This window comes from Magnetospirillum sulfuroxidans (assembly GCF_018224925.1).
Classification (GTDB): domain Bacteria; phylum Pseudomonadota; class Alphaproteobacteria; order Rhodospirillales; family Magnetospirillaceae; genus Magnetospirillum; species Magnetospirillum sulfuroxidans.
The window spans coordinates 66,811-83,255 of record NZ_JAGTUF010000006.1 but is presented as its reverse complement, the minus strand read 5'-3'; the positions used below and the strand labels follow the sequence as shown (position 1 = coordinate 83,255).

The 16,445-nt window shown below is 57.2% G+C and carries 11 protein-coding genes and 3 pseudogenes; 5 read left to right on the top strand and 9 right to left on the bottom strand.

Annotation, left to right across the window (positions count from 1 at the left end):
* Nucleotides 1-7 precede the first annotated feature (7 nt).
* Nucleotides 8-571, top strand: a complete 564-nt coding sequence (greB, locus tag KEC16_RS08810; protein WP_211547945.1) for a transcription elongation factor GreB — start codon at nt 8-10, stop codon at nt 569-571.
* A complete protein-coding gene (gene gmtX / locus KEC16_RS08805; RefSeq protein ID WP_211547943.1) occupies nt 564-1,241 on the top strand; it encodes a gamma-mobile-trio protein GmtX in 678 nt (225 codons plus the stop codon). Before greB ends, gmtX begins: the two co-directional genes overlap by 8 nt.
* A gap of 65 nt (nt 1,242-1,306) precedes the next feature.
* On the opposite strand, the gene KEC16_RS08800 is transcribed toward gmtX, so the two are convergent.
* From KEC16_RS08800 to KEC16_RS19785, 3 genes and pseudogenes are all read right to left on the bottom strand, one after another.
* Nucleotides 1,307-3,187, bottom strand: coding sequence for a response regulator receiver domain (locus KEC16_RS08800; RefSeq protein ID WP_211547941.1), 1,881 nt, complete (start codon nt 3,185-3,187; stop codon nt 1,307-1,309).
* The gene (locus KEC16_RS08795) at nt 3,180-6,098 is read right to left on the bottom strand and encodes an ATP-binding protein (protein WP_211547939.1); all 2,919 of its coding nucleotides are present in this window, start codon (nt 6,096-6,098) and stop codon (nt 3,180-3,182) included. Before KEC16_RS08795 ends, KEC16_RS08800 begins: the two co-directional genes overlap by 8 nt.
* A pseudogene (locus KEC16_RS19785) lies at nt 6,095-7,216 on the bottom strand (DNA cytosine methyltransferase). The gene KEC16_RS08795 and the pseudogene KEC16_RS19785 overlap by 4 nt, the downstream one beginning before the upstream one ends.
* A gap of 122 nt (nt 7,217-7,338) precedes the next feature.
* Here KEC16_RS19785 and KEC16_RS08780 point away from each other — a divergent pair.
* Complete coding sequence (locus KEC16_RS08780; RefSeq protein ID WP_211547936.1) at nt 7,339-7,803, top strand: very short patch repair endonuclease; 465 nt, start codon at nt 7,339-7,341, stop codon at nt 7,801-7,803.
* Nucleotides 7,804-8,008: 205 nt separating this feature from the next.
* Here the strand turns inward: KEC16_RS08780 and KEC16_RS08775 are convergent, their stop codons facing one another.
* Nucleotides 8,009-8,650: a plasmid pRiA4b ORF-3 family protein gene (locus KEC16_RS08775; RefSeq protein WP_211547934.1), complete on the bottom strand. Its 642-nt coding sequence runs from the start codon at nt 8,648-8,650 to the stop codon at nt 8,009-8,011.
* A gap of 78 nt (nt 8,651-8,728) precedes the next feature.
* Between KEC16_RS08775 and KEC16_RS08770 the strand changes: the two are divergent.
* Both KEC16_RS08770 and KEC16_RS08765 read left to right on the top strand, forming a co-directional pair.
* Nucleotides 8,729-9,412 (top strand): annotated as a pseudogene (locus tag KEC16_RS08770) (IS3 family transposase); the annotation flags it as partial.
* 18 nt (nt 9,413-9,430) lie between these two features.
* Nucleotides 9,431-9,856: pseudogene (locus KEC16_RS08765) on the top strand (IS630 family transposase); the annotation flags it as partial.
* Between the two features lie 112 nt (nt 9,857-9,968).
* Here the strand turns inward: KEC16_RS08765 and KEC16_RS08760 are convergent.
* The 5 genes from KEC16_RS08760 to KEC16_RS08740 all read right to left on the bottom strand — a co-directional run bounded on the left by KEC16_RS08760 (nt 9,969) and on the right by KEC16_RS08740 (nt 16,326).
* Complete coding sequence (locus KEC16_RS08760) at nt 9,969-11,021, bottom strand: pyridoxal-phosphate dependent enzyme (RefSeq protein ID WP_211547930.1); 1,053 nt, start codon at nt 11,019-11,021, stop codon at nt 9,969-9,971.
* A 19-nt stretch (nt 11,022-11,040) separates the two neighbouring features.
* A complete protein-coding gene (locus KEC16_RS08755) occupies nt 11,041-11,943 on the bottom strand; it encodes an HD domain-containing protein (protein ID WP_211547928.1) in 903 nt (300 codons plus the stop codon).
* A gap of 25 nt (nt 11,944-11,968) precedes the next feature.
* The gene (locus KEC16_RS08750) at nt 11,969-12,847 is read right to left on the bottom strand and encodes a PEP/pyruvate-binding domain-containing protein (protein ID WP_211547926.1); all 879 of its coding nucleotides are present in this window, start codon (nt 12,845-12,847) and stop codon (nt 11,969-11,971) included.
* Nucleotides 12,848-12,862: 15 nt separating this feature from the next.
* Nucleotides 12,863-14,569: a PEP-utilizing enzyme gene (locus tag KEC16_RS08745; RefSeq protein WP_211547923.1), complete on the bottom strand. Its 1,707-nt coding sequence runs from the start codon at nt 14,567-14,569 to the stop codon at nt 12,863-12,865.
* A gap of 65 nt (nt 14,570-14,634) precedes the next feature.
* A complete protein-coding gene (locus tag KEC16_RS08740; protein ID WP_211547921.1) occupies nt 14,635-16,326 on the bottom strand; it encodes a hypothetical protein in 1,692 nt (563 codons plus the stop codon).
* Nucleotides 16,327-16,445: the final 119 nt, after the last annotated feature.

Sequence of the window (16,445 nt, the reverse complement as noted above, 5' to 3'; positions counted from 1 at the left end):
GGGCCTTATGGGAAAGCAGATTCGCGATGATGAAGATGATGACGAGGGATCCGCGGGTCTAGCGCCCGGTTCGAAGAACTACGTTACGCCGGCGGGGTACCGTGCTCTCGTTGATGAGTTGGACAATCTCTGGCGGGTCGAGCGGCCTCGTATCGTGGAGATCGTTTCATGGGCCGCTGGCAATGGGGACCGATCGGAGAACGGTGACTACCTATATGGTAAGAAGCGGCTTCGAGAGATTGACAGGCGCGTAAGGTTTCTGCGCAAGCGCATCGAGCGATCCGAAATCGTTGACCCGGCCCGCCAGACCAATCGCTCGCGAGTGTTCTTCGGCGCAACCGTCACCTATTCCGAGGAAGACGGTGCCGAGACGACCGTCACAATCGTCGGAGTTGATGAGGCCAACATGGACCGGGGTAAGGTCTCCTGGGTCTCACCAATCGCTCGAGCGCTCCTTAAGGCGGAAGTCGGCGACACGGTCGCCATCCGGACACCTGCCGGTCGTCGCGATATTGTCGTTGAGGAGATTCGGTATCTCGGTAACGGTGAGGCGAACGACGTGGATGAATGACAACGGCTTCGAACACGTGCTGGAAGAGGTCTTGGCTCGTTCGAACGAACGGCGGCGCGGCACAGTGCGAGCGCTCGTCCAAATCCTCAATCAGATGGCGAGCCGAGGAGTGAAGGCCTTTACCATAGTCGCGGTAGGCCGGGAGTGCGAGGCCGTGAACGTGCTCAAGACCCAGACCATTCGCAACGCTAATGGTGAGGACTTCCGCCGCCTGATCGAAGCGTTTGCGCTGGCAAGGGGCGCGTCAACCAATCATCGCCCCGTCCAACACTTAACGCCCCTGCAAGAAGCGATCGCGTCCATTCCTGACCTCGATATCCGCACGCGTCTCAACGCGATGCTGGCCGAGAATCGAGCGCAGCGCGCTGAGATCCAAGCTTTGCGGCAGGGATTTGCCAAATTGCAGGCGCCGCAGCCGGAACCCTCGCACAGCGCCGAGTCGTCGCCCTTCGAAGTCGAAATCCTCCCGCCTCGGAAAAGCGACATCAATCTCGGGCCGCTTGAACGGTTCGCTTCTGCCGACTGGATTGATGATCAGGCATGGACCATCGGTGAGAGCGGTGCGCTCTATAACGGCAACGCCATGATCAGTCCCGCTGGGTTTGTTCCCACGCTCCGCGCTGTAATTGAATACGTCCGTAATACTCAATGCCGAAGGTCGCGCGAATAAGGCGCTGGATGTCGAGTCGCATGGGCACGGTTTCGCAGGCCATCGCGCAGCGACACCACTATCGGCTACCCCTTAGGCGCATTGATATAATCTACGCCAATGCGAGAAAGGTGTTGTCCGACAACTTGGAGAAAACGGCTTGCGTACTGTTCTCGCACCTGACCGACAACCTCGAAGGTTACTTCAGTAAGGGCGTCCTGAGAAAACCTCTCAGGGGTGGCAGGACGTCCCAAGCGAAAGGCCTTGAATTGGGGATAGGGAACCGCATCGTCCAGAATAACACGCCCCGCCTCTGCGGGGAAAAGGAACTCGTACGATGGTTGCGACGAGCCACCTACGAAAACAGAGAATGCCTGCTTTCCATCCGCATTCTCCACAAAGATTGTGAACCCGTCTGTAGCTCTTTTTAGGACCTTCATGTGGTCCATCTTTGTTTCAAGGCGTACGATCACAAAGACGCGCACTGGGAAGATATCCTTCATCCAAAACTGGATGGTCTTCGGGGAAGGCTCGCGATCCTCCATATCGCATGCCGGGGAAAGGCATATCCAGTGATCGCCCTCACGCCCTTTTTCGGCGACCCGGATAATGGTGCCCGTCGTGATGTGCCCACGCTCGAAATCTTCCGTGTTCAGGAAGGAATTCAGTTTGAAAATTGTCTCACCCACATCGGGGGAAGTCTCCAGCCCGGCAATTTTGGAAGCGAAATCGAAGATGGCACGATCGTTCTCTGCGGCAGGTGGCCAGCCCTTGTCCCTGAGTTCCGCAGCCAGCAGGCGAGCTGCTCCACTGGCCACCAGTTCGTTCGCAGAGATCTTCCGCCGAATGCTGTCCACCAGCCTATCGATGATCGCTTCAATTCCGGGGGTGAACGGAGCGCCATCCTCTGCGATCGGGAGCCCTTCGATGCGCTGCAGAAGATAATAGAACAGCCCAGCTTGGATCTCGGGGTTCAGCAGGTGCATTTCGTCGGTCGCCAGCGATTCTAGCTCCAACATGTTCTGGATTTCCGAGATCACCAACTGAAGGAGGTTCGGTCGCCAATCGGTCAGCGCTGCGTCCAGATACCCGATGATATCGTCGTTCTCATATGGCAGGCCATCAGCCCCAATGGCCTGCTTCCCCATGATGGCGATGAAGCAGTTTCCGGCCTGTAACCATCGGGGACTTTCATTCTGGCTTCGGCCGGCGATCGGGCGGGTGGTTTCGGACGCAGCGGAGACCCTGTCGGCAAGGCGCTCCCGGACAGCGCGATGGACCAAGGCTTCGATAAAGGCGTCGGCGTGGTTCTTGTCCACACCAAGAACTTTTAACTCGGCAGTAATCGGATCCTTCTCGGGGGTAGGGGCACGCACCTCGCCCAGCAGATAGCGTTTCACGAGTTCGTTGCTGACCTCGGGAAACACGGCCTCCTCGTCCGTGAGCTTCTCCCACAGGTCGAGCGCGTCGGCGCTCAACAAGTCATCGGGTTCCTTCCAGCCGCCCTTCAGAAAAAGGGCGACGTCGAACCACACCTGTTCGAGGTCGGGCGCCCCCGTGTACAACACAACAGTATTGAAATGGCTGGTCTCAGCGAGACGCATGATCAGGCCGACAGATTTCCTATTATCATCCGTTGACCCGTCAAGATTGTAGTCAAGGACAACAAGATCACTTTTTCTGATGCGTTCGACGCCGCTCTTCGTCTCGATATCGTTGATGGTGTTCTCTATGTCGCACGGCATATCGTGTTTGCGGAACATTTCGTACAGTCGCCGGGCGCGCTGGCGTTCGGTGAAACGCTTGTCCACATTCGCCAGCCCACACACCTTTTCATCGATGTTGCACGCTGCTTGCGCCAAATCCGAAAACGTGGGGAACTGGTCGTCGATCATGAGGACGGTACGGAGAGCCGTCTTGCGAAACGTCTTGACGACCTTCTCTTCGTAGCTCAGCGGCTCAGGCATCGTTCGTCAGTCCCCTGAATTCGATAATGAAGTTTGCGCCCGGTAGTACCGCGGGGTCGTTCTCGCAAGCATAGCGGATCGAATGGTGGGCCACCCCGAGGTTGGTCTTACAAAGATACAAGCCGACGCCGCGGCCACCGGCGCGCCGGGTAAAGAAAAGCTCAAACAATCGTCCGACGTCATCGGGGTCCACTCCCCGGCCACTATCGGCAACGACGACCAAACCATCGACAAAATCCAACGTAATCCGCCGATCAACGGCATGTGTGACCCAGTAAACGGAGTTGTTCACTAGGTTTATAAAGACCGGAAAGATACGAGAGGGCAGATCAACGACCTGAAGGGACCTGAATGCAGGTGTGGCCTCAAAGGTGATCCTGTTATCTCGGAAGGCACGGTGGAAAAACTCGCCGACATACTCCGCTATGGCCTCGCCGCGAATCTTTTCCCTCGCGCGGTAGCCAGCGACCTTGAGAGGAGAGAGGAAGCGGAGCTTCTCCGTCAGCGCATGATGCGCTTCGAAGGCAAGCTTAAAAGCCGAGGATTGCCGAATGCCCTCCGGCAGGCGCATCAGATTACGGCGCACCTCAGCGTCGAGGGTTTCCAGCTCATGGCCGACAATCTCAACGGTGATACCCACTTGAGCGACAGCGTTCAGATCGCGGATCTTCTCCTCGAGATCTGATTTGTCGTCCTCGGTCACGGAGAGCGCGCCGTCCAGGTCAATCCCCTCGGCCAATTGATCAAGTGCTCTGAGCATGGGGGTATATCGGGCCGCGAACTCCTCCTCGAGTTCCCGCCGATGAGCCTCGATCAAATTCAGGAAGCGGATGAGAGTTTCTGCATCGACTTCATCTTCGAGAAGCGGCCGGCATAGTTTGTAGAATGCGCCTCGATCTTCGCCCGCCTTGTTCCGCCACATAGTCCGGAGATCGTCGAGCTTCCCCTCGATCTTTCTGAGGTAACTCTCGACCTTGACACTGAGGCTGGACTGGTGACTGCTGAAGCTCCGCTTTGCGGCTTCGTTGGGGGCAAGACTGCCGACAGAGGCTTCGATGTCGACCGAGGCCTTTGCAAGATTGTCCAGACCGGCCACGAACTCCCGATATCCGTCGCGGTATTCCCGGTACTTGTCTTCCAGATCGCCGAGCTTTGCTGGCGCTGGCGGGGGGCGCAGGTCCTCCTTCTTCGCTGCCAGGCTTTGGAAGCGCGCAGCGAGCACGGTGGCGCGCTCCCGGTCATTCGTTCGCTTCACTTCGTTCGCTTCGGCAGCCAGCGCCTCAACCTCGGCCAAACCGCTCCGGAGGTCCGGCATTAGCTCTTTCAGGAAGGTGCGAACATTCCGTCTCCGGCGTGTCTTCGCCTTTGCCGCCGCATCTCTTGCCGTAGCGTTCGCCTTCATGATCTCGGGCATCATTTCAGCGCGGATATCCGAATCTGTGCCGAAATAGCGGTAGGCGAAATCGATCAAGAGACCGATCACCAGGATGCGAAGTTCCCGAAAGGCCCTATTGTCCACCAAACCTTCACGACCCGCTTTGTCCCGAAGGTTGGGATTCTCCGACCGGGTGATGGATACTCGGCCGAAGCTCCGCTTATGTGCCCAGAAATAGCGTCCGGCATGACGGCCACGCCGTTCTTCGATCTCGAACACATCGGCATTGGCGCGCCCGTAAGGCATCACTCGGAGGCCATCCCGGTAAATTGCAACCCCGCCGTATTTATCGGCCTGTGTGTCCAGCCGAGAATGTTGCTGTTCGGTGTGAGTGGTCCTGGCAAAATCCCTCTCATAAGTACCGATGCAGAACGAAAACTTGCCAAGTTTATCCCGACCAGTCTTCGGTGGAGGGCGCCGAGGAACGTACTCCTTAATGCCTAAATCACGACCGGATACGACGACACGTCCGCGGAAGACGCCATTTTCATCGAAGGAGCCGTTGACATAATGTTCAAGCTCCTTGAGTTCCTCGTACCCAAAGACATCGGTCGCGCGAAGCACCGTGCTTACTCGTTCACCTCGGTGAAGGAGAACCTCGTAATCGAATTCCAGCCTGCCTTCACCGTAAGGATCGGTGAATCCCAATAGTGTCTGGCGCAAACGATCCTGAACAATCTCGGCCTCAGCATCGTCTGATTCCGGCCTGACCCAAACAGCCAACTCATGATGAATGCTGAGCATGAATAGCGCTGTTCCATGCCCTTCAAGGCCAAGGAACGCCGGCCATTCCTCAAGATGGCGCCTATTAAGCGGCATCTCCTGCCACGCCGCCGAAATTTGAGAAGCGGTAGTTGCTCGGAAACCAGATCGAGATTCATGATCGGAGAACTTGTCCCACCCGCGTTCCAACCGCTGTCCGCGTTCATTTCCAGCGTGCCCAAGGTTGGCGAGAAGGACTTCGGCCATCCGAGGAAGAAGACCGTAGAGCTGACCTGGCTCTTCAAATTCCTCGACAGGGAGGCGAACGTCGTCCAATGCGATGAACGGATTTTCGAATAGGCGCCAATCGACCATCACGGCGGCAAACGGCCCTGAGGGCTTGCGTGAAACGACAACCGTCGCCGGCGAAAGAAACGCGGCCGACAGACGGCCAATTCCTTTCTCGCCCTGACGCTCGCGCGGTTCAAGGCCAAAGGTCTCGGGTGGGGGGCGATCGGGGTCGGCGATCTTGGACTCGGTTCCGATCACCAGCCAACGTTCGACGAAATCCCTCGCGTCCATTCCGCAGCCGTCGTCGAAGATGGCCGCGACTTCTGGAGTACCGTCGAAAATGTGGAGAGAAACGCTTGTCGCGTAGGCGTCGTAGGCATTCTTCCACAGCTCGCTGATTGCCGTCGGACTGTCGGCGATCTGCCCGCGTCCGAGATGGTCGATCGTTCTCGCTCGCGTTTGGAAAGAAACTTCCAAGGTCAAGAGGTCACCTCCTCACCCATTGCCTGTTGGCGCTCCCAGGCATGTACGATCGGCTCAAGAAGCGCCTGGGCCATCTGGACGGGAACGGCGTTTCCCACCTGGGTGCCACCCGCCATCAAGCCGCCAGCGAAAATGAACCCGTCAGGGAAGGTCTGAAATCTGGCCGCTTGACGAAGCGTGATCCCATGAGGTTCGTTCGGATGAACGAACCTACCCTTTGACGGATTTATGCAGGCCGTCGTCATTGTTGGTCCAGGTGCCGAGGGATCGATCCGCCCGTAAACGTCGGAATGCCCATCATGATCTGCATGACATTTCAAGCGGTGACCGGATTGCGCCCGCGACCCGCCATTTATCGGCGTATCTTGGAATCGTTTGATTAGGTCCGCGCCATGGTTCATGTGGATCCCATTTGGGTCATCCGCAGGCAGCGGCGTTTCGAACACCGCAGATGCTTTCAGCCATGTTGCGTCGGGACCATCCAGCTCGCCTGGGTCGCGGTGTGTGTAAGGTGGAGGCCAAGTACAGTTAAGGGATCGTCGCCTTTTGTCTGTACCGAAGAGGAAAACCCGCTTTCGATTTTGCGGAACGCCATAGTTCCGGGCGTTGAGGGTGACCGCATCTGGGAGCTCGTATTCGGCCTAGATCGCAAGCCGGCGAAATTCCTCGACGTAGGCCTTATGGCGTGGCCAAAGCATCCCCGGAACGTTTTCCACAATGAAAAAGGCGGGCCTCAGTGCTCTGACGTACTCAAAATATCTTAGGAGGAGCTTGTTCCTCGGGTCGTCGATGCCGGACCCGTTTAGACGGTGTGCCGAAAAGCCTTGGCACGGTGGGCCGCCCAACAGCACCTGGCATTCTCCCGGCTTTAGCCCCGCCTCGGACATGAACTTGCCCGGATCAAGTTTGAGAATGTCCTCGGAGAAAAGGCGGGTATTGGCGACGCCGCTATGGATCAGATTCCATTCGTAGGTGGTGCAAGCATGCTTGTCCTTCTCGACGGCTGCGACGATATCGATCCCCGCAAGACGTGCCCCTAAAGAAAAGCCTCCAGCTCCGGCGAAGAGATCCACCCCTTTCGGGCGGGCATCTCTGCACGCTACATCCGGAAGCGCCATTTCCCAGAACAGATTTGGGCGCTTAGTTCCAAGCTTTTTTGGATCGATAAAACTCATGGCGCGCCCGTGCAAGCATGTGAGATCATGAGTGATCGATCAGGCGACGAAGAGGCTGCAACCCCATGGATGATAGCGCCATCCATGACCCTCCCATCCCCGCTGAACGCAGCAGGCTTATGGCGCGGATTAGAGGGAAGAATACCCGGTCGGAGTTTGCCGTGCGCAAATGGCTTTATGCCGCCGGTTTCCGCTTCCGCCTTCACCGCGCGGACCTGCCTGGGAAACCCGATTTGGTTCTGCCCAAATGGCGTCTTGCGCTGTTCGTTCACGGTTGCTTTTGGCACCAACATCCGGGGTGCAAGAGGGCCACGATGCCGAAAACCCGTGAAACATTCTGGCAAAACAAGTTGGCGCTTAACGTGAGCAGAGATGCCAGGCAGATGGCCGAATTGGAAGCTCTCGGTTGGCGGGTGGCCATAGTTTGGGAGTGCGAGACTCGCAATAGGGCCACTCTTGGGCGGTGTCTTACCCAGATCTTCGAAGGCGCGAATACCAGCGCCGCGCGACAGAGGGCGGTTCGGCGATAGATTAGGCACGGTACACCCGTGACCGCATTCCAGACACTCCGAGCGTTTGAACGAATCAACAATGGCGCCCGAACACTTCAGCCGGGGCGCCTACTCTGGAAGAGAGTAGCGGGTATGCGTTTGCGGGGCAACCAACTCGCGGCAGTTGCGGTATCGCAGCTTGATTCGTATCCGTCCGGTGAAGGCCGCTGATTTTGGGTTTGGCTCAGTCCGGTGACGGCGTCGCCTTCTTCTTGGCGAGGCGGACCCTTACGGCGTTTCGCTGATTGGCGATGCGACCGAGGGTGTACTTGATGGGCAAGTCGTCAAAGGTGTCCGGGGCGTAGTCGTCAAACCAGTCCACCATTTCGGCGTGGTCGGGATGGTCTGGATCCGCAACAGCGGAGAGAATTTCGTAGAATCCAGGGAGGCCACCGCAGTCTTCCGGGGGAGCGTTTTGCTCGCCGCCGACATAGCGCGGACAGGAACGGTCGGGATCGCCCTGACGGATATTGGTCACCGTGAGACGGTGTTCCCACGAATCCCCGAAGTCGTAGAGATAGTCGATGGTGGTGCTGCCGGAGCTCACCACGTCTCGCAGCCGCACCTTGGCGGCTTCAAAGCGCGGTTCGGTTCCCCAGTCCTCGTCCGGGGGCAATCCATATCGCCGTTCGCCGATAGTGAATTCCCAGAGATGGCAATCGAACCATCCCATGACGGCCTGGATGACGTCGTGAAGGACTTTGAGGGTGATCGAGGTCGGCACCTCGACCTCGCGCCAGATCAAGGGATCGCTGTCCACCAGTTCAATGCGGATGGTGGCGATCTCGTTGTAGCTCTCGAAGGCGGATTTGGCTGAACGGTTCATGCCGCCAGTGTGCCAGTTTAACCTTTCCAGTTCCACGGCAGCAATTTGTCGATCCGTCTGGCGGAATGCCCGGGCACCCGGATCTACCGACTTTACCGCGAGGAAGGGCTAATGGTGCGCAAGCGCCGCACCCGCCGCAAGGCCATCGGCACCCGCGCCCCAATCCTCGTCGAGGCCCGCCCCAACGCCCGCTGGTCACTGGATTTCGTCCACGACCAGTTGGACAACGGGCGGCGCTTCCGCGTGCTCAACATCGTCGATGATGTGACGCGGGAATGCTTGGCCTCGGTGCCGGACACGTCGATCTCCGGCGTGCGGGTGATCCGCGAACTGACAGCGCTGGTGGCCCGGCGCGGCAAGCCGGAGATGATTGTCTCCGACAACGGCACCGAGCTGACCTCGAACGCCGTGCTGAAATGGGCGCAAGACCATTGCATGCAATGGCACTACATCGCGCCGGGCAGGCCCATGCAGAACGGCTTCGTCGAGAGCTTCAACGGCCGGATGCGCGACGAGTTGCTCAACGAAACGGTCTTCACCAGCATGGCCCAGGCCCGCGCCGTCATCGCCGCCTGGGTCGCCGACTACAACACCGCCAGGCCGCACTCGGCCCTGGGATACCAGACACCGGCGGCTCACGCCGCCAAACTCAAGGCAATGGGGGCAGGCTCTCCGCCCGTACCGGGCTCCGAGCCTGCCCCCATTGCCCAAACCGAGCCCAACGGCGTAACCTCGGTCGAGGCTCTACTTTCGGCCGGATGAAAGTTCCAGAGCAGGTCAGCCGCAGTTCCCCATGGCCATTGGAAGACGACCACATTCCTGGCGGCCCTGCGGCACGATCGGATCACCGCGCCTTGCGTGTTCGATGGCGCCATCAACGGAGAGCGCTTCCTCGCTTGGGTCCAGTAAGCCCTGTTGCCGACACTCGCGCCCGGCGACATCGTCATCATGGACAACCTCGGCTCTCACAAGGTCGCCGGAATCCGCGAGGCCATCGAGGCGGCGGGAGCAACGGTCCGCTACCTGCCACCCTACAGCCCCGATCTGAACCCCATCGAGCAGGTTTTCTCCAAACTTAAGGCCATCCTGCGCCGGATTGCCGCTAGGTCGGTCGATGCCCTGTGGCGGGCTATTGCCTCCGCGATCGACGAATTCTTGCCTGATGAATGCACAAACTACATCAAAAACAGTGGTTATTCGATGTGATCGGGAAGTGCCCTAACCGGCATCGCTGCAGAGAAGCAGCGCAAAACTAAACCCGCACCCTAAATTCTACTTCAGGTGGGATGAAGATAGCGATGATCATATCAAAGCATTGTCAATTATAGTACAGCGCATCGTCATAAAATATTGTCACTATATTTTTTCCACTCACCTCTTTTGCGATGCGCAGCGCGACAGAAACAGCGGCTGCTGAAGAATGTCCTGGGGTGCGGCGCTCCCGCCTTTCCAGTGACTTCATGGCCTCGACCATTTCCCAATCGGTAACCATGGAAACGCCATCGACGCAACGAGAAAATCGTTCGTCGTGAAGGAAAGGAAACGATACGCCAAGGCCGCCCGTCCCAATAATTCGATGTTGACGTTCCTGAGAATAGTCCTGGACGAGATCAGGATAGAGGAGACCGTGAGCTACAGGTGCTTCGACCGGATCGAACACCATACAGCGGACATGCGGCATGAGCACTTTCAGGCGCCCACCAGTTCCCAGGATAGTTGTTCCATTTCCGCAGCCCAGCACCAGAATGTCTGGAACGAGGTTCATACGCCCAAGATCGCTCACGATCTCGTCAGCAATCATAGCAACGGATTCCAGGCTTAACTCGTTCCGAGAATGGTCTGGACAAATCAAGGTTCCTGCGCGGTATTCGCTGCCATGAGTTTGTATAAAATTCTTTAATGTCTTCACTGCGCCAGATACGTACTTGCCCTTTGGTGAATCGATGATCTCTGCACCGTAGTTGTATATTTTTGCTTTGCGGTTGGCAGGGGTGTCGGCTGGCAAGATGACATGGCAGCGAAAGCCGAGCCGGGCACAGATGTGAGCGAAAGCCGTGCCAGCGTTTCCCGAAGTGGTTTCTACAAGCGTGGTTTCTCCGGGAATGATCTGACCGCTTGCCAACAATGTCCTCATAATGTTGGCGTAGACTCGGTCATAAAGGTTGCCCGACGGGTTCATGAACTCGCATTTTGCAAACAGGCGGTTGCCGTTGGACAAACCAAGGTTTCGTAGCTCGATCATGGGAGTCTGGCCAACCGCGAGTGCGAAACGATCAAGTTTTGCGAGGGCTTCGCTGATAAGGTCATGACGCGGCTCTTCATCTTTGCGCCGCTGTCGCGTGGCATCCCGACCTTCAGGTGGGGTGAACATGGGGCGACATCCTGGAATGTTAGAGAAGAAAATTCTGCAATCGGTTGCTGCATGCAGCTAGGCCACTAACGTCCTCGTACAGGCCGAGGATCGGCCAAATGATCTGCAGCCGGTGTGGCATCACTGGAGCTGTCGATAAAACACAGCCGCGACCGGTTGCGTCGAAGGCTGTCCGAAAGGCATCCTCCTCATTGCACGGAAAAAGAATGGTGACCTCGCGGTCAGTTCCTGCCACGATTGCTAGTGACAAGCCAGACCTGCAGGCGGTTTCAAGAGGTTCCACACCGGTCGGACAGGCATAGCAGGCAAGCCATTTTCCGTCTGGTTGGTAGCTTTTCAAGATGTCGAAACGTTTGTCCATCGGCAAGCCAAGATCAGCATTGATCCTTCCTGCTCGCAAAAGGTAGGCGTGGAGCTTGTTCGGCGGTTTTTCCTTTAAGTAAAAGTTGAAGGCCTCCGGATAGAGAAAACAATCTAAAACATCCACATCCTTGCCGAATTCGCTATAGGAGTCGTTCGAGAAGATGTGCTTGTCACTGTGCTCCGTGATAATGCGCAGGATCAGCGTCCGCTCCGCCTCGTCGAATCCGCCGAGATGATCGAGAATTTCCTGCGCCACGGGGCCGCCAAGCCTAGCGTGGTTGGAGTACTCTCCCTCATCAATTGCATAAATGTCATGCAAGAGCATGCCGACGGCACAAACATCTTCCGACAAACCGCGCTTTTTTGCAAAGAGCCTAGCGAATTGGACACAGGACGCGTGATGCTTCAACTCCCAGGCCATGGAATTCTGGCGTTTGTTGTCGGGAATTTTGGCGCCCTTTTCCAGAATGCGGTCGAGAAGAAAGCGCTCGTAATGGGAAACGCGCTCGCTGCCGAGACTGCCGGCCTTGAAGTGATGGAATTCCTTCAGAATTTTCATTGCGACCATCCCATGATCTTTCGGTTCAGGCTGGCGTTCCCCGGCTGGCTAGCCGGCGCGCCTGAAGGATAAAAAGCACATCGTTAGCTAGGGCGAATTCGATGTCAGCAGGTTCGCCGCCGAAAAGTTTTTCCTCGATAGAGCACGCCATAAGCGTAACCATCGAGACCTGCTGCGTGCTCAGACGGCGACGTAGCCGCATATGGACTGGGACAGGTACATTGACGACCGGGTGCCCGCCGTGTTTAGGGGCAACCACCTGCATGGTTAGCTGGTTGCCGAGATTGCGCTGGATCGCCGCGCCATCGTTGCCATCGCCCTTCAGCCGCCTGCGGTCAATGATGTAGCGTTCCGGCGTGTCCAGCCCCTGCACCAGGGTCTCGCCCAGTCCCCAGCACGTTTCGATAACGGCAAACAGCCCGGCACCATCGGCCGGCGTGTTGAATTGGGTCAGGGCAACGCCGCTGACATCGCTATTTACGAGGCACTGCACCACGATCCCCATGGAGCTGGGGTGGCTGTGCTGCGGCGCCTTCTCTGCCCGGTACCCCTCAACCCTTTCGGTATCTTTCGATTCGAAGATTTTGTGGATGCTGGCAATCAGCGTATCGCGCGAGACATTGAGGCACGTCTCGAACATGCCAGCGTACGAGGCTTGGGCGTTATCCTCATCGACACCGGAACTGCGCACGGCCACGCGCGGGGAGTTCAAGGCGTCGAATGCGGCAAGGATACGCTCCTGTTCGAGTTCGATCTCCTTCGCGTGCTCCACCGTCAGAGAAAAGAACGCAGGAACCGGAAAACCATGCTCAATGAGCTTGAAGAGGTGCAGAGCCTTTCCGCCGATCCTCGTTACATCGAGGGGGCTGGCCAACTGCGGCACATCACACATAATGATGTCCATGGTCCTGTCTCCTGACTAAGCCGGTTCTTCTAGAAGTGACTTCTCTATGATCCCATCCGGCAGGATGACGGCGACTTGGTCCCCGTCCGCGAAGATCTTGGTCGCGTAATTGGTGCCGACGATGCACGGCTTGCCGAATTCGCGAGCAACCAGCGCCGCGTGTGACGTCCATCCACCCCAGTCGGTCACGATGCACGCGGCCTTTTTCATCAGGGCCAGGTAGTCGGGTGTCGTCGAGGGGGCGATCAGCACGTCGCCTTTCTCGAAGTTGCCCGGCACTTTGGGATCAAGAACGATGCGGGCGGTTCCCTTGATCTCAAACTCGCCGGGATTAAAGAACACACAGTCGCCCTTGATGCGACTGCTGGTCACCCGCTTCTCCAGGTCGAGAACAAAGCCGAACTTGCCGTTGAGAGCCGCCAGCATGTCGTTTGCCGCAGCCGCGCCCTCGACGATCGTCGGTCCGCCCATGGTCCACTCCGTCAACGGCGGGTATCGGTCCTGTCCAGAGTCCCGCAGACGCCGCAGGGAGGTGTATTCGATCGGGGCCACGTCGTGTTCGCACCAGATGACGACCGCCTTCTCGCGCCGCATCGTTAGTGTCTCGCACAGCGCCTCGGAAATACGGCCCTGCGACAATACCTCCTCAATCTCCGCCGACAGCATCTGCTGCGCTTGCCCGAGGGTGATGCTAAAGTCTGCTGCGATCCGTTCCAGAAACAGGGTGAGGACATGGTTGACCCTACTGATAACTTCCTTACGGCGGTCTTTCAGCAGGGCGTTGCTGCCCAAGATATCGACGATGGCCCGGTGATAGGCGCCTAGATTTTGCTTCAGCTCCCGGCGGGAAGGGTTCTCGCGGGTAAACATCCCCTCAAGGTCGGCCACTCCCTTCCGGATTGCTTGCGGGGGCCTGTCCTTGAGCGCCTTGCCGACCTCATCAAGGACGTCCGGACCGGTCAACTTGCATGTATTGAGATAGTTGTTGCGCGACCAATAGAACTCCGCCGCATGTGCTTGGCACATCCGGCGTGCATCATCATAGATGGGATCATTGAGCACTGCCGACCAGGTGATGAATGGCTCCTCCCTGGAAAATGGCATGTCGTCGGCAATCGACCAGCCGGCTCGACGAAGGGCGGCGAGGACGGTCTCCACGCACGCAGCAAACGAAATCTCCATCTTGGCCTGATAGGTCATGGCGGTGGGGGAGAATAGATGGATCTTCCCGCTTATGACCTTCTCACCCTCAATGTGCCCCAAAGCCACTAGGCGCTCCAACTCGCGGACTAGAATTCGTTCAGCGCAGAACTGGACCGGCTCGGCACACCAGCCGATTGCATACCACCGAAGGTATTTATCGACGAAGGCCCGGTAGTGATCAGCCAAGACTGCATGAGGTGGATCGCTGCTCTCAAGCAACTGCACCATGTCCTGGACTGCCCGTCGCATCGTCTTGCATTCCTGCTCGAAGCCAGTAAAGAACTGCTCGGAGGCGCCGGGAAGGAGCCAGGAATCGAGGATTTTCTCACCCAGAGAGCGCAGTTCTTCCCACCGATTGAACCAGACAACTTGATCACCTTCGAAATAAAGTATTGTCAGAGGCCAGTTTTGGCCAAAGAACTCCTTTGCCCTGTAGACGCCAGCCTCGAGAGGAAGCGTGATCATGAGGATATTCGCCGGCTGATTCCAGGAAAGCCACCTCTCGTGTTCGTACTGCATGGTGATTTCTTAGCCTCCGTTCCTGCGCTCAACCGCGCTTCGCTACACTTAATTCGTCCGCCATATTACATATTAAGTTTTGTCCTAACAGTGACAATATCGACGCCAAGTGTAGTAGAAATAATTTTTTCATTATCGCCACGTCTTCTCATCTCTTTCATGATCATAACAGAAGCGAGGTCGGCCTGTTTTGACATGGGGCCTCTAATTGATGCGGCGCCGTTCCCGTTCGCCTTTATTTCCTCAAATCGCTTCATCATGAGTTGGATGAAGTCCCAGATTATTTCCTCTTCTGAACGCGGATTTGGAAGGCCTGGTGGGATCGGCGTCCTAGGACGCCGCAAAACCGTCGTGTCGGATGGGAGGTGCTTCAAAGCATCCATTAGCTGACGCACGACATCCCGCATCGAGACTGCAGGGGCTTCGCGAGAGAGCAGCGCCTGCGCCAGGTCTTTCCGCCACGTATCGTCGAGAGCAAGATCCGGCACCGTGACGCCGACCTTCGCCTTGGCCCACGTGAAGGCGTTATCGACGGCATCGAGAACCCCTTCTTCGCTCCGCTCCTGAAACTTGGGCAGATAGAATTTTCGACTGGCAATATATAGATGCTGATCTTGGTCGATATTCTGTGTGAGCGTTACCGTCGCCTGCGGTCCGGACCCAAGAATAATGGTCAGTCGATTTGGATCGATGAACGTACCATCGATTTTCCGCACGGGCTGTCCAACGGCGGCGTCGAGCAGAGCCAGCAGCGCAGGTGCGGGGGCGCGGTCGAAATCGTCAACATAGATGGTGGCCATTTTGGGGTCGCTCAGCGCGCGATCTAGGTGCGTCCCCCTCAACATTTCGGGATCATTTCCAGAAAACTTTAGGTAGGTACTTCCAGGATCACCGAAGAACGGCACGGGATCGGGTGGCGAAACTATTGGATCCCTTGGGGCATCGGTACCCCGCGTGGCCATATGATTGTGGATGGCTCGCGCCCAAAATTCCCTTTCGAGCGGGTCCGGTCCGGACAGCCAGATGCAGTTCGGGTTGCCGACGTAGCTGAGAAAGCGGATGTTCCGCTGGATGAAGCCGCAACGCGCCTTTAGGCCGGAGAACTCCTGCGATGTCGGCCAGGACAGAAAATGGGGAATGGAGGACAGCACTGTTTCCTGAAGCGCGAGGGCGCGCTCGGTAATGTCCGGGGCAATGGTCTTTTCGGCCGCTTCACCTCTGGTCGCCTCATCCCTGGCCGCGTCACCCCTGGTGTCGTCGATCCTATTAAAAAAACGAAAACAAATAGTGTACTCCCTCTCCTCAATAGTCCGCCGGATACGGAACAGCGACAGATCCTTCAGGCCGTGTACTAGCCTCCGGTGCAACCGGTCCCGCATGAATATTTCCGGATAGGCCCTCTCTAACAAAGCATACGCGTTATCCTGCTTTGCCAGGTAATCGTCGCTGCCTCCTAGAATGTGGTTCCGGTCCCAGACATCGAGAACTTCAAATACACCTTCGCGATACATCAGTGTCCAGGGTGGCGTTCCCGGAGTAATTCGATTGCATTGACTATCCTTGTGCAAGCGACCGAAATGCTTAATCGACCCTTTGGTGTCTTTAACTTGGTACCAGCGAATGTCGAACGACGATCTATCGCGGCAGACGAACACATCGGCAAGCTGATAAGGCAAGGGGAGCAAGGCGTCGCGGAGCACGTGCAGGCTCCGTGGGTCATTGTTGTGTATGAGTTTGACGGTTTCCGCGATGTCCATTGACCCTTCCCCTCTCATTCCGCGCTAAGCCAGGCTCACCTGCTCCCGTCGTTTCTGTGATGTCGGTTGATCCCATACGTGGAAGCCTATGAAAGGTAGAAAGGCGGATCAACACATAT